The following is a 14,052-nucleotide window of genomic DNA, read 5'->3' on the forward strand; positions in this document are numbered from 1 at the left end:
GACCTGCCGTTTTTCCACTCCCCTGATGATTGGCGTTAGGCTTCTCAGGCAGCTGTCGTGCCTGACGCACGAACGCCCACGTCATTGTCGGTGATTCTTTCACCGACAAAGTACGTGAGCGTTAACAGGATGCAATGCATTCTTTTTTGTAATTTTCAAGGTTGAAGTCGTGCTTTAACATTGCACGAAGGAAGCATAGAATCCTAGGCTTTGAATTTAGTTCATCGGAAGAGTAGGTAGAGAAAGGTATTTTATGGTTTAAGACGTTCCTTGCACTTGGAGCATTTTGAATCATATTACAAAAATCAATAAACTTCTGAGGGTACGAAACTTCACATGTCGGACTGTCCATTGTATCATTCTTTAGTCGCAGGTATGAGTTTTCAAAATCTAACACATTAATACCGATAAGATTTTGTGCTATGACATGTAAGTCCGACTTATTTCTTGACGTAGTAAGATTCCAGTTTGTCTTTTTTACAAGAGCAGTTGGGTCATATTTCTGAAAGGTTAAGTGTCTAAAGCCCATTCTTACCCAGGTCTTAAAATTATGTTCGTGTATAAGTATCTCTTCCATAATGTCGTCCTGAAGTCCACTTACCCAATCATTAGGTGGGTTCGATATACCAACTCCTAACTTAGTTGAAATAATGACGGGCTCTATTTTTCCATACATATTTAAAATAATCATAGTAATCTCCTTACAAAGCGTTATAGAGTGCATTATTATGTGATTATCGCACAATAAGTGAACTTTGAAGAAGGTAAATGTATGGCGAATAAAAAATCCAAAGTAAATTCTTTTCAATGAATAAACAAATAACGGGGATCAATTTGTTTTTGATCTCCCGTTATTTTTTGCAATTATCTATTTTATACTATTATTTTGCCATTCTGGTTTTTAACAATCCCTGATTCGACCAAATACTCACATGCTTGTTGCATTGCATGATTGATGTTGCCGCCAATTCTACTGAACCCAAATGCACGTGCAGTAACCAAGTAAAGGTCGGTGATAGTTATGCCAATACTCTTGCTCACTATCTGGAACATTGCTTCAGCGATTTCTTCCTTTGAAATGTGAGTTACTGTCCTAACCCCAACGTCATTAGAAAGGGGTACTCTCGCTTTGATGTTATCGGCCCCCTTGATCCAGAGGAAGTCATCTCTTTTTTTCAATATATCCGCAAGATACCTATCGATCACATAATTGACTGAATCTCGGACTTTGACAGTTACCTTCTGATTGCCAAACAACCCGGCTACTCTTTTGCACAGCAATTCAAAATGGATAGGGTATTCCTTCTGGACAACATATTTGATTACGTTCTTCAAGTACGTCGTGTCATCGGAAGGGCGTTTAACTTCATACACATTGGCCTCTTCGTAATAATCGAACGAATACGGATTGCCATAAGAATGCTCATCATTCGATACGGGACTCTCAATGACCTCAATGCTTATCGATTCTTGCAAAAGTTCGTCTTGAAATCTGTACATTGCTCCAGAATTAATGCTGCTTTCTTCTGAATATTCATCTAAAGCTTTATGGACAGCTTCGAGTAGCTTCCGGCCCTCCGTTAAAGGATCTTTAATCCAGTCGGTAGACCATATGCGATAGATCCTCCAACCTATATCTTCTAAGACAGTTTGACGCAGCCTATCACGTTCTCTAGCTGTTCGAGCTGAATGGTAAGTGGCTCCATCACATTCTATCCCTAGAACGAACCTACCGCTTAACGTAGGATGTTTAACGGCAAGATCAATTCGATATCCGGAGCAACCCACTTGGGTAGCTATAGAGAATCCATTCTTCACTAAGAAGTCGTAAACAGATTCTTCAAATGGGGAATCTACGTTTACCGTTTCGGTGAACGTCAATTCGTTAAGAATTGCGTTAGGACCATTGATAGCAAACTCAATGTAGGAGCGTAGCATTTTGACACCCTCGGCGTTTGTGCTCTCCAGCTTTATGTCGGTTGGACGAATTGATCCTACTAATTTCACGTTATACTTGGCTCGGGTTATGGCAACGTTTAACCGGCGAAATCCGCCCGATCTGCTTAAAGGCCCGAAGTTCATGTACATTATGCCGTTGGGATCTTTAGCGTAACCAATGCTGAAGATAATCGTATCACGTTCATCACCTTGCACATTCTCCAGGTTCTTGATAAAGAATGCTTCTTCTTTATCCTCATTAAAGAATTTCTCGTACTCTTGGTTTTGTAAACGTAATTGACGAATTGCTGTATCAACGGCTTGCTGTTGGGCTTCACTGAAAGTGACAACTCCTAAGGACCTGTCGGGATAATTACGGAAATGCTCATAAACCAATTCTGCAACACGTGCAGCCTCTTTGGAGTTACACTTTTTGCCTCCCCGATCATAAACTCCGTTTTCAACATGAATGTATTCGACGCCGTGATTAGGAACCTTATCGATGTGAGACGGAAATGTGATCAGATCATGATTGTAGATCTTTGCATTCGAGAATGCGATTAGATGTTCATGTCGGCTTCGGTAATGCCATCTTAGTGTACGCTCTGCAAGAACAGTTAAAGATTCATCAAGGATGGACTCAAAGGCGTCTGTATCGTCTAACCCCTCATCAACAGAATCGTCCACATCAAAGTCACCATCTGATGTACTCGCGGCGAAGAAATTTGTTGGAGGTAACTGTTTATTGTCACCGGCTATTATAACCTGGCTCCCCCTCATAATGGCTCCGATTGCATCTTCGGTACAAACCTGTGAGGCTTCGTCAAAAATTACAACATCAAAATTGTAATTATCTGCGTCAAGAAACAGGCTTACAGAAAGAGGAGACATCATAAGACAAGGTTTTAATGTTAGCAAAAGGTTAGGAATCACCCTGAATAGCTTGCGAAGAGGAAGTATTTTACGCTGCTTTCCTAATTCACGTTTTAATATCCCGACTTCATCTACGGCCATTGTTGCTGTGTTCAGATCCGGTAACCTCGAGACCAACCGTTCTTTAATCCTTGTTCGGGCTAGAGTAAGCTGAGTCAGATCAAGGCGATTAAATTCACGAATGATCTCATCGTGACTTCGACTACGGAATGAGTTAACTGTGGGAAACTTAAGGATCACTGAGTCTACCCAAAGTCGGTAAAATCGCTTTAAGAAAGTACCTGAAATCTGGTTCTTGTCGATCTTAAGCTCTTCTATCTTCTGGACATACTCCGCTAGGCCTTCTTTATTACATTCATCACGACAACTACGGAAATCAATCCATTCTTCCAATGAGGAGATATTATTTAAGCAATTGTCGATCTTTAAGGATAACACTGTTAAGTCTGTCCAGTGTAGCTCTTCTTTATTGTCGAAGAGGTCTGCATACCAACGCCATTCCTTTTGTATCTGGGACAAACTGTCTTTTAAGCTTTTATTGTATGTAGAGACCTCAGTGATGAATGTTGTGTCGGAACAAATGCGAGCAATATAATTCAGTGGTAAAGCGTATTTTTCGTGTATTTTTTTAAGATCACCAGTCCAAGATAACGAGCTTAAGATTGAATTCCAGTCCGTCTGGATACTACCATTGAAGAAGTTTTGATAAGTCTCTTTAAGACGTTCACTCTCCGTATTGATCGTAAGATCAGTAATCTGAATGATTTCGAGCTTGGAGAGGTCGTCCATTACTTCATCAAATGAAAGCTCTTTACTGCTAAGTCTAGTCACCTCTGTAAATAACCCATCTAGATCCTGTAGTAAATTAGTTACTTCAGTAATCGTTTCAAGGATTGCTGATAAATCCATGCCCTTATAATCCGAAGTTGTTGAGAGTACTCTTTGAAGAATAAGCGGTAAATCATTATCCTTAATGATTCCTAAGTTCTCATGGTACGTTTTAAGACTTTGATAGCTAGAATCACTGCTAATAAGGAAGTCCTTAACACTCGAGGGTATTGGTTCACCCGAGAACGAGTTAATGATGCTTGAGAAATGTTCAAGTGATTGTTCCAACAGGCCCCAGTCTGTTAGTTTCCCCGAGTAATGGCCTCCAAGCAGTTCAGTCAAGAGGGGATCATTCTCTTTTAGCCATATATGCTTATCGGAGAGATCTTTTAACTGATTTAAAGCGGTGATAATTGTTTGATCGTCGATCTTTTGATTACTGCCCTTCATTAAGCCAAGGATATGTTTCTTGTCTGATCTGTAGCTCTTCTTAAGATGTTTAACCCAAGAGGTATATTGCACTTTGAACCGTTTAAGCATAGATGAGAAATCCAACTCAAAGATTTCTTTATCAAAGAGGCTGCTGATTGAAGCTGTAATTTCATTGATTTGGTCGTAGGTAATCTTAGCCTCTAAGGATATCTTCTTGATAGCAGTGTATTTGCCAGGCTCAAACCACGCTTCGGTTGGCCTTGGATTAAGAAGTATATGACTCATTAACATGAATAGGCTTTCTAAGCCGACAATAGATGATTTGTATGGAATTCTGAGCGTTTCAACAATACTTTCAGCCGCGGCAGATGCGGCTTCTAATCTTTTGGAAACCGTGGATAATTCGTTTATGATTGATCTTGCAAACTTTATTACATCATTTTCAGTAGGAAAACTTTCAGAGTCTAATAGCTGCTTGGTGTCTGAGATTTTTGTTTGGAGTTGTAACTTTCTAGCTTCCGCTTGCATTGTGAAGTAATCGCTATGGTACATCTTACGCAGATGATCCCGACATTCCTCATACTCTTGTTTCATCCCAAGATACTTCTCTGCTTGCTGAATAAGCAAGGATATGTCGTCCGTTGTTACCCAATGAATCGGAATACCCGGTGATTTCTCAGATATATTGAGGATCTCAATGAGATCGCCTATTTCGGATAAGCTCGATCCCCTATTCAAGCCAAGTGTTATGTTAGCTTTGTTGAAATTCTCCAAAAGTGTTTTGAAGGCAGGGGACAGTTTCCTTAGATTCGTTTCAATATCATGCCTTAATTCGTGAGAGACATTGGGAACAATGCAATTTTTCCATGGGTTAAGAACATAATCTGCGGTCATTTTTCCAATGGTCTTGGATAACTCATTCAGGAGATATTTATATCGATTCAATTGTTCCTGTGTTGTTCCAGCAACGTTGTTAATGGTGAATATCACGTCGGGGGTCTCATACAAGTTTGCCAATTTCCCATTAACCATATATAGAGATTGATTGAGTGGCTGTATGATCGTATGGAGCTCCGCAACATAATGGTTCAATTTTTCTCTTTGTCTCTCTAGTAATTCAAGCTGTGAGATTGCCTCTTCATGAACCTTAAATCTGTTTAAAGCTAATGTACGTCCAAGATCATTCAGAACCTCTTTCTTATTGGCCTTATGGCTGTGTAGAGTCAAACAAAAATCTGAAAGGCCGGCCTGAGACAGACGTTTGTGTACTACCTCAAGGGCTGCCATTTTCTCAGACACAAAGAGGACTCGCTTACCTTCAGCAAGACTCTCTGCGATTATGTTTGTTATGGTCTGGCTTTTCCCCGTGCCTGGGGGGCCTTGCAGCACAAAACTGACACCCTTCTTTGAATAAAGAATGGCATCTTGCTGGCTGGAATCAGCATCTACAACTTGAAACGTATCTATAGCCCGTGTCTTCTTATCATGATTATAATGATTGAATTCAGTTGGCAATGTTTTAATTTGAGTTCTGTCTCCAGATAACCCAAGAAGAACGGGATGGGTTTTAATTTTGTCTTGATTCTTATTCAGGTCTTCATACATATTTATTTTCAAAAATGAGAGTAGACTTAGTCCCGTTTCAAGGACAACTTCCCATTGGTTTTTGATAACTGTTTTGCTGAGGGTTGTGAGATAATCTGTTATGCTGTCTTCATGTGCATCAAATTCAGGTAGAGTTACCCCAAATTCGTGCTCCATCTTATATTTTAATGTTGGGTTGATAACAACCTCGTCTTCATGTAGACGCAGGACGAAAGGGGACGTAATGGACTCTAATGTAAGAGTAACAGGAACAAGCACGATAGGGGACGTGATCGTTTGGTCAGAGTCCAGGCTTTCCTTCCATTTAAGAAAGCCAAATGTAAGATATAGAATATTGACACCTTGTTCTTCAAGTGCTGTCTTAGCTTTATTTCTAAGATTCCTTAAAGTCTTCTGCTGCTCTTTGATTGATTGGTTAGTTTGGATATCACCAAGTGAAGTAAATGGCTCCGTAGCTTCATTGTCCTCATCTTCGAGTTCTTCATAAGGAAAAGGGAATTCTAAGGCTGTCTCATTCACGACTAACAGCCTGAACAATTCAGCAAGGTCAGGACTTACAATCTTTATATTGGAACGCTTGGTTTCCCGATAATTAATGAGTCTGTTTTTCTTGCCCAAATCAAGGAGCCGCTTTTTCCATTTATCTATACGGACATCAATTGCAGCCATTATTAACACCTCAATCATCCTAGGACTTTAATCATGCGTATGCAGGCAACAAAGTTCCTATAAATAATTTCAACAGATAGAAAAAAACTCCTTCTTTCGACTCGAAGTGCTGTTAATTGTCAACATTTATATTATATATAAATTGAACTGAAGACTTTACTACTCGAGTTGGTTCAAGTTAACAATCGATCGATTACCTTTTGAGGGTAACGATTAACTTGTTTGATGAAATCAGTGACATGCTTGCGAATGTGATAGAACTTGCTGAAGAAGACATTGTTGACGACGTCATGCTTGAGCCACTTCCAAAGCCCTTCTACCGGATTTAGTTCGGGACTGTACTTCGGCAGAAAAACGAGCGTCAAACGTTTCTCCTGTTGGAGAAATGGCTGAAGCCGCTTTGCATGATGGATGCGAGCGTTATCGAGTACCATGACGATCTTGCCTTCCGGGTACGCCTCGAGTATTTGTTCGAGAAATTGCCGGAACGCAGCGGTATCACATTCTTCGACTTCTCGATGAGTGACGCGCCCAGTTTCGTAATCGATGGCCGCCAACAGTTTGGCACCTTCGTGACGCCCGTACGTCGGAATTTTCCGTTGCTGTCCCTTGAGAAACCAGTTATATTGCAAGGCCAAATAAGCGCGAATCATGGATTCGTCTTCAAAAAGCAAATGGTCGATTTGTCCCTCCACAATCTGCTCTTTCAGCTTGGGGAGCGTGATTTCACGAAATGCTTTTTGCTCGACCGGGTTGGCGTGTGCAAGCGTATAAGTCGCTTTGGTGTAACTGAATCCAAGCCGTTTAAGTAGTTTCGACACCCCCTTTTCTGTGAAGGATTGTTGAAAGCGTTGCTCGATCCATGACACCAAAATACCAAGCGTCCATGTATGTCGGGCCTCAATGCCAACATCGACTGGCTTCTTATGAACAACCGTTTCAGCAATCTCTTGTTCCTGCTGCTCGGTCAGTTTTTTGGGTCCGCCGGGAGAATGCCCCATATCGAGAGCGGACAACCCGTTTTCTTCGTAGCACTTGCAGTAGCTGCTAATCGATTGGTAGGTTCTTCCGAGAATCTCCGCGATCTCGGTGTAGGTTCGTCCCTCTAAACGAAGTCGAACGGCCAAGTACCGCTCGTACTGACGTTTGTTGTTCGTCTGCTTCATCGCTTCCGTTACTTGCTGAATTTGTTGTGCTGTCGTCATGTGCTTCCCGCCCTTCGGTCGTCTTTCTCTCTTTTACCCGAATTGGGGGGTCAGGCGATTTGTTGGAATCATGAGTTCAATTTATATAACGAAATAGCCGACAACTGCTTTGACAGTCAATTCTTGATATGAGAGCATGTGATTAAGACATGTAATATTTTTGAAGGGACTGATATAGTTGTCGGCTGAACTTCACGTAAGCATTCGAGGTAAGAATCCGCCAGAGTGGGCGACAGGAGATCAAATCCATTCTTTGTTTATATTATGAGAATGAGCATGGGAGTGATAGTGTAGAAGCTGGTTGAAATGATTTTTCGGTTCTAAACTTATAATAAAAACGCAGGTGAAGATGTATGAATGTTTTAAATCTAGTAAGAGAAGCTATTAGAGATATTGAAGAAAGACAAGTTCGAACCAGTTTAGTAATTCAAAAATGTTTACGAATAGCAAGCTATAATCATGACTTTTATCATCTTACATTATTTAGACTGATTATGAGGGATAATGATAATAAGCAGGAAACTCTTAAAATAAGAGATTTCTACCGAACTAATCTTTTGAAAAAAGGGATTGCAGAGACGGAAATTAGAGATAATTATAGTAGGATAATAGAAGAGTACATTCAATTGAAAGCGATTAATTTTGCATTTAAAGACATTAAAGGGGGGGTTCTATCTTTTTCGTTACCTGAAATAGAAACAAAATTAGAAGGGTTTCAAACCAGTTTAGAAAGAAACATTGTTCCAGAAGGGTTACATCCATTAGATTCATACTACGAAAACAAGAGTAAACAGAAAATTGATCAGTTGCTTATAGACACTATTGATGCATACAGAGCATTGTTGCAAAAGATTCGTACCAAGGCCTCAATTTATTTATTAGACACTGAAATGGACTTGATTGAGAATACTGAAACCATTATAGAGGAGCCTATAATGAATAAAAATGTTTTCATAATTCATGGACATAATGAAGCGAAGTGGAGAGAGTTAGAAAAGATACTTAAGACAGATTTTGGACTGAATCCAATAATATTGGGTGAGCAACCTGATAAGGGCATTACAACATTGATTGACAAGTTTGAATTTTATGCTGATCAATGCTCTTATGCATTTGCCCTTTTTACCCCTGATGATATTGTTGAAAATAAGGGGAATAAATATTTTCAAGCTAGACCTAACGTTATATTTGAATTAGGATGGTTTGTGGCAAGGCTAGGAAGACGGAATACATGCCTTATTCTTCAGGATAACCACGAGACCATTCAAATGTTTAGCGATTTTCAAGGAGTAATACAAAAGAGATTTAAACAAGATGTCAAAGAGTTATATCGTGATATAATGCTCGAACTGAAAGATGTGGGAGTTATACAGTGATTTTATTAAGAGTGTAGTCAAAGTATATTTTCTAAACTATAGATTACAATAATAACAGGTATATTGGATAAGTATGAAAACAGGTAGGTGAGAATGGTGAAAGTAACAATACAAGATTTTAAGTCTATTCACAATGTAGAAATTGAACTCGGGTCTGTGAACGTTATGGTAGGGGCTAATGGTGTTGGTAAGAGTGCGTTGCTGGAAGCGGTAGGTATTCTAAGTGCTGCCGTTTCTGGTGAAGTTGGAGATGAGTCGTTGCTCCGCCGCGGTGTGAGATTAGGAACGCCTGAATTATATAAATCCTCATTTAGCAATGGAGAGCGTTTATCCAATACTCTTAATGTAGGCGTTCATCTTGAACTTGATGAAAATATTTTTGATTATCGTGTTCATCTTCAAAACCCTAGTAAAAATCCTAGTCCTTACTGGAAGTATTTTTCCGAACAGCTTGAACGAAATGGTGAAAAAGTCTTTGGACGTTCACGTGCTAGCAGGCTCCAACTCTATGGGATCCAAGATATCGATGTTATTGATGAAAAAGGATGGCTCGCATTTATACAAGGAATTGGTCCTGAAAAAGAAAGTCCTGGTGATGTGAGAACATTCTATGAGTACTTGCGACATTATTCTATTTTCAGTCCGACCACGCTGGTATTACGGGGGTTAGCCTCGGATTCAACACAACGAGAACCCTTAGGGTTACTAGGAGGTCGGCTTCCTGAAGTTGTAGCAGATTTATTAAACAATGAAAAAGAAGAATTTGGTTCGCTTATGATGGATGAATTGCTAGAATTACTTGATTGGGTGGATGCTATTAAAGTTGGGCCTCCTAATAAAGGAAACCTATCCTCTAGTGTATCATTGGGACGTCAAACGATTATTTTTACAGACACATTTATGCGAGACAATAGAAATGAGTTGACTTCATACGATGCAAGTGAAGGGGCATTGTATGTTTTGTTTTTATTATCTTTAGCAATGCATCCTAAGACACCATCTATTTTTTCTGTTGACAATTTTGATCAAGCGTTAAATCCCAGACTTGCAAGAAAACTAACTAAAGTATTTGCTGAAAAAGTAATCGCTCATAATAAGAGGGCGATTGTAACAACACATAATCCCCTTGTATTAGACGGGCTTGATTTGGAGAACGACTCTATTCGTCTTTTTACAGTCAATAGAGATAAAAGAACAGGTAATACTCATGTGGAGCGGATTATAATTGATGAAAATCTGCGTAAACTGGGCAAACAAGGATATACTTTGTCCAGGTTATGGCTAGAGGGACGTCTTGGAGGTGTACCTGATCTATGAGTCGTCTTCATATAGGAATTGTCAGTGAAGGGAACACGGATCAAGCTGTTCTTGAGGGATTATTGTTACATATAGTAAAAGAACATCAATTCATTTTTAATTCTCTTCAACCTGAGCAAGGTGAAACAGAAGGGTTCGGGATAAGGGGAGGTGGGTGGAAAGGAGTTGCTCGTTGGTGTGAGACTATTCCACAAAAGGGTGGTTTAACTACGTACCTATCAACAGGAAGCTCACTAGATCTACTTATAATTCAGATTGATGGTGATGTAGTAAGAGAAGCTGACTCTCTGGAGTACAATGGAGAAAACACGGTTATAGAAATCTCATTGGCGTTAGAGAAATGGTTAAAGAGCTTGTTAAATGAGGATGCACTCCCAGATGGAAGTTTATTCGTTATTACCGTCGATTCATTAGAATCTTGGGCATTAGCTGCATTTATTGCTGAGAAGGGGCTTGACGTTACCGCAATTGAGCCTATTGAGCTGGTAAATAATCCTGCAAGTGTACTGATACGTAATCCGTATAAACTGCTGAAAACAAAGGATGGGGCTCCTTTTAAAAATAGAAGATATTACGAAAAGAATGTAGTACCATTAATCATTAAACACTGGGAATTTGTAAAGCAACATTGTATTCAAGCAGCAAAATTCGATCAAGCAATAACAGGATGGTTGGCTGCAATGTAGGATTTGGTTGTAGATCAATGTTAGAGTTTGTTCGGGTACGGGTAGCGTTAAACGGCAAGAAACAACCAACCTACGCTGTAGCAGCCTAAGAAGCTGCTCACGTGCTCCTACCTTCCATTGCCCATGTGGCGGGATAGGGGCTCAACTTTAGTGGGATACGCTGTCTAGTCTCCGCCTGGGGCTAGCTGAAGAAGACAATCAGGCTGACCCGAAGGGAATCCGGTGACAGGGAGTCTCTAGGGTGACATCAAATCTGTTACTACACCCGTAGAAGCTTATGTTGCGTTATCTTCGGACAGGGGTTCGACTCCCCTCGGCTCCACCATAAGAAACTCTGACCGCATGAGGTCAGAGTTTTTTTGTGGGCCAAATTGGGGAGTCGCCCCGATTCGGAAGAGGACATTAGGGTTCGTTCCACGCGCAGGAAGCGAAGCGGGTGAGCATGGCATCTATGGCCGGATACGATCGGGGCTAGGCACGCGATTCGCTTTCGCGTGTCTGCTTCGTGTGTCTAAGAATTAGCAGGCATGATATACTATTGACGAATGGAGTTGATTGCAGATGAGCAAACTGCTTGATCCTCGCAATGATTTTTTATTCAAACGGATTTTCGGCAGCGAGGAGAACCGGGGGATACATTGGAGTTTCTGAGTCAGGATGCCGAGGCCCGTCGATTGTATGAAGATAGGCAGAAATATTTGCATGATGAAGCTTCCATGATTGAAGGAGCGTTGGCTGAAGGAGAGAAAAGAAAAACGATTGAGATGGCTCTGGAACTTCTTAGGCTTGGAGTGGATACAGCAATTATAGCTAGGGCATCAGGATTATCTGAGGCTGAAATCATCGCTCTAAGAAAGCAAGTTTTGGAGGATTTATAAACCTTATCAAAAACGAACACAATCTTAGTTGGTGGATGTTAATAAAAGGACAGCAAGGGCGATTAAGACGTTTTAGCTGCCCTTTTATTCATAATACATAAGGCTTTTTAATTAAGCTAAGGTGCAGAATAGCGCAACTCTTCTTCTCTACAAACGTCCTTATTTTGTTATTTAACCTGTATTCGAGTGCCATTTATAATTATTGCTTTAACTTTGGTAATATCTAAAGGAGCTTTCGTATTCCAGCTTGAATTGAAGGTATGCTTATCAGGGTTTTGGCTGCCTCCCCCACCTTCCAATGGGATAATACCGTCTACTGTTTCAATTTGAAGCAGCATATCACTGACCATGGAATTCTCACCTTCATAGGTACCGATTACTTGTAAGCCTAAAGGACTAAGGGTTATATATTCAAAAAGCTGATTTTCTACTGAAATATCATTTTTCCAAGTACGTACATTGGCAGTTGTATCCCTTGTATTTACCGCCACCTTCCATTGGCCTTCAACCCCGGAATAAACGGAACCCGTATAATAAAGAGTGTAATGACTAAGATTTTCGCTGTTTACAGGAAATACAAATTCTTCATATTTATATTTAGCATCATCATAATCGTTGAGAAGATTATTTTTCTTATCACTGAGAAATACCAAGCTATAATCATAGGAGATTACATTACCGTCTGGCCCCTTTAGAGAAAGCATGGCATCACTAGGACTGAATTCTTTATTGAAAATTTTTCCTATCTGCACATGCAATTTTCCATCTATAATACCGATATTTGAAACCCATTGATCTTTTTCACCATGGGGCATGGAAGCATAATCCCCGGGCATAAGTGCCTCTGTTAATGAACTGAGGTCACTTGGTACATTACTGCCCCCAAAAATCTCTGCTTGTTCAATAGGAATCGTGTCTGCATCTTCAATTCCTTTAAGAGATACGGAAAGGGGTTCGTCTCTATAGGCTTTTTCGTTAAAATAAACAAGGAAGCTGCCAAGCTCCAACAGATCTGATGATGGTGTGTTTGGATCAACCGTTATATTAAACTCATAATAAATGGTATTCGTGTCTTTATCAAAATAAAGCATTTTTTGTTGCCATGACAGGTAGGATGATAAAACTTCGTCTCCGCCTTTGGCTCCTTCTTTTGTTTGTGAATGCATTTTTACATTGAATCCGTCTCTAAAATCAGTCTGTTCCGTCAATCGGTTTTGACCTGATCTATCCTGAAGAGATAGGTAAACAATCGCCCTATTATCATATTTCTGTGCACCAATGACCTCCATGCGAATTCCTTCGTCCTCACTATAGACTCCAACTGGTTCAACGATCTTGCCGAAATCAGGATTAAATCTCTCCATGAACCAATTAAAATTCCCTAAAGATGCAGCAGTTGCACTAGTAACTAATACGAACGACAGCACAATAGCTGCAATTATTGACTTTGTCCACCGTTTGCGGTGTCTAGCAGGCCTCTTAGAGCTACCTTCGTACAATCGGTTTTTCACCTGCTTGGCAAGTTTACTTGGATCAACCTTGATTTTGGAGAACATGTCATGTATGTGTTTTTCGTCCATATCAAATTTGTCCATAGTTAGACTCCTTTCTGCCATATTCAATATTAAGATATTTAACTATCTTATCTTTGGCTCGTTGATATTGTTTGCGTAATGCAGTTGGAGAACTTCCTGTAAGCTGAGATAGTTCCTCGTAACTCTGCCCATCTATAATCTTCCCATATAACAAAGCACGTTCCATAGGTTTAAGCTTCTGTAATGCACGAAGCATCTCATCACTTAAACCTGTATCTTTCTCTGGTAAAACGACTTCGCTACGAATATCATGGAAATACAGGATCTTACGCTTTTTTAGTTGATTTAAACAACGATTATATGTAATTTTGTACAACCATGCGGATAGGTTATTGCCATCAAAAATATTCCGATTTTGATAGGCTGCAAGAAAAACTTCTTGTACAATATTTTCTGCTTCATGATAATCACATAGAATCGCCGTTGCATAGCGAAGGAGTTTTTCTCCATAGAGATTGATTATCTCTTCCAGTTCATTTTCTCCGCCATTAACAAACCTTTTTCCAATATCTATTTCCTCCATAAGTTCACCTCCTATTATTTATTCGTCGATGTTCCCTTATAACAGTTCAAAGAGCTGGTTTGTGACA

The 14,052-nt window shown here is 40.0% G+C and carries 8 protein-coding genes, 1 other RNA gene and 1 pseudogene; 5 read left to right on the forward strand and 5 right to left on the reverse strand.

Going from position 1 to position 14,052, the window contains the following annotated elements:
- Window positions 1–121: 121 nt before the first annotated feature.
- From E6C55_RS00005 to E6C55_RS00015, 3 genes are all read right to left on the reverse strand, one after another.
- Entirely contained in the window at window positions 122–691 is a 570-nt protein-coding gene (locus E6C55_RS00005; protein WP_136367727.1) for a hypothetical protein, read from the reverse strand.
- A 182-nt stretch (window positions 692–873) separates the two neighbouring features.
- Window positions 874–6,405 carry a DUF4011 domain-containing protein gene (locus E6C55_RS00010; protein ID WP_136367728.1) on the reverse strand — a complete coding sequence of 1,844 codons (5,532 nt, stop codon included), beginning with the start codon at window positions 6,403–6,405 and terminating at the stop codon, window positions 874–876.
- Between the two features lie 173 nt (window positions 6,406–6,578).
- Complete coding sequence (locus tag E6C55_RS00015) at window positions 6,579–7,610, reverse strand: IS630 family transposase (protein WP_136367729.1); 1,032 nt, start codon at window positions 7,608–7,610, stop codon at window positions 6,579–6,581.
- Window positions 7,611–7,963: 353 nt separating this feature from the next.
- On the opposite strand from E6C55_RS00015, the gene E6C55_RS34110 reads away from it, so the two are divergent.
- The 5 genes and pseudogenes from E6C55_RS34110 to E6C55_RS00035 all read left to right on the forward strand — a co-directional run.
- Window positions 7,964–8,986, forward strand: coding sequence for a TIR domain-containing protein (locus E6C55_RS34110; RefSeq protein ID WP_211093496.1), 1,023 nt, complete (start codon window positions 7,964–7,966; stop codon window positions 8,984–8,986).
- 93 nt (window positions 8,987–9,079) lie between these two features.
- Window positions 9,080–10,303 carry an AAA family ATPase gene (locus E6C55_RS00025; RefSeq protein ID WP_136367730.1) on the forward strand — a complete coding sequence of 408 codons (1,224 nt, stop codon included), beginning with the start codon at window positions 9,080–9,082 and terminating at the stop codon, window positions 10,301–10,303.
- Entirely contained in the window at window positions 10,300–10,989 is a 690-nt protein-coding gene (locus E6C55_RS33530) for a hypothetical protein (protein WP_168735366.1), read from the forward strand. Before E6C55_RS00025 ends, E6C55_RS33530 begins: the two co-directional genes overlap by 4 nt.
- Window positions 10,989–11,314: a transfer-messenger RNA gene (ssrA, locus tag E6C55_RS00030) on the forward strand. Before E6C55_RS33530 ends, ssrA begins: the two co-directional genes overlap by 1 nt.
- A gap of 307 nt (window positions 11,315–11,621) precedes the next feature.
- Window positions 11,622–11,867, forward strand: a pseudogene (locus tag E6C55_RS00035) (hypothetical protein); the annotation flags it as partial.
- A gap of 167 nt (window positions 11,868–12,034) precedes the next feature.
- Here the strand turns inward: E6C55_RS00035 and E6C55_RS00040 are convergent.
- Window positions 12,035–13,462, reverse strand: a complete 1,428-nt coding sequence (locus E6C55_RS00040; RefSeq protein ID WP_136367732.1) for a DUF4179 domain-containing protein — start codon at window positions 13,460–13,462, stop codon at window positions 12,035–12,037.
- Window positions 13,449–13,985 carry an RNA polymerase sigma factor gene (locus E6C55_RS00045; RefSeq protein ID WP_136367733.1) on the reverse strand — a complete coding sequence of 179 codons (537 nt, stop codon included), beginning with the start codon at window positions 13,983–13,985 and terminating at the stop codon, window positions 13,449–13,451. Before E6C55_RS00045 ends, E6C55_RS00040 begins: the two co-directional genes overlap by 14 nt.
- Between the last annotated feature and the right edge of the window lie 67 nt (window positions 13,986–14,052).

The organism is Cohnella fermenti (assembly GCF_004801405.1).
GTDB lineage: Bacteria > Bacillota > Bacilli > Paenibacillales > Paenibacillaceae > Cohnella > Cohnella fermenti.

Coding starts and splice junctions, on each gene's coding strand:
- E6C55_RS00005 (WP_136367727.1), bottom strand. CDS start 691: ATGATTATTTTAAATATGTATGGAAAAATAGAGCCCGTCATTATTTCA.
- E6C55_RS00010 (WP_136367728.1), bottom strand. CDS start 6,405: ATGGCTGCAATTGATGTCCGTATAGATAAATGGAAAAAGCGGCTCCTT.
- E6C55_RS00015 (WP_136367729.1), bottom strand. CDS start 7,610: ATGACGACAGCACAACAAATTCAGCAAGTAACGGAAGCGATGAAGCAG.
- E6C55_RS34110 (WP_211093496.1), top strand. CDS start 7,964: ATGAATGTTTTAAATCTAGTAAGAGAAGCTATTAGAGATATTGAAGAA.
- E6C55_RS00025 (WP_136367730.1), top strand. CDS start 9,080: ATGGTGAAAGTAACAATACAAGATTTTAAGTCTATTCACAATGTAGAA.
- E6C55_RS33530 (WP_168735366.1), top strand. CDS start 10,300: ATGAGTCGTCTTCATATAGGAATTGTCAGTGAAGGGAACACGGATCAA.
- E6C55_RS00040 (WP_136367732.1), bottom strand. CDS start 13,462: ATGGACAAATTTGATATGGACGAAAAACACATACATGACATGTTCTCC.
- E6C55_RS00045 (WP_136367733.1), bottom strand. CDS start 13,985: ATGGAGGAAATAGATATTGGAAAAAGGTTTGTTAATGGCGGAGAAAAT.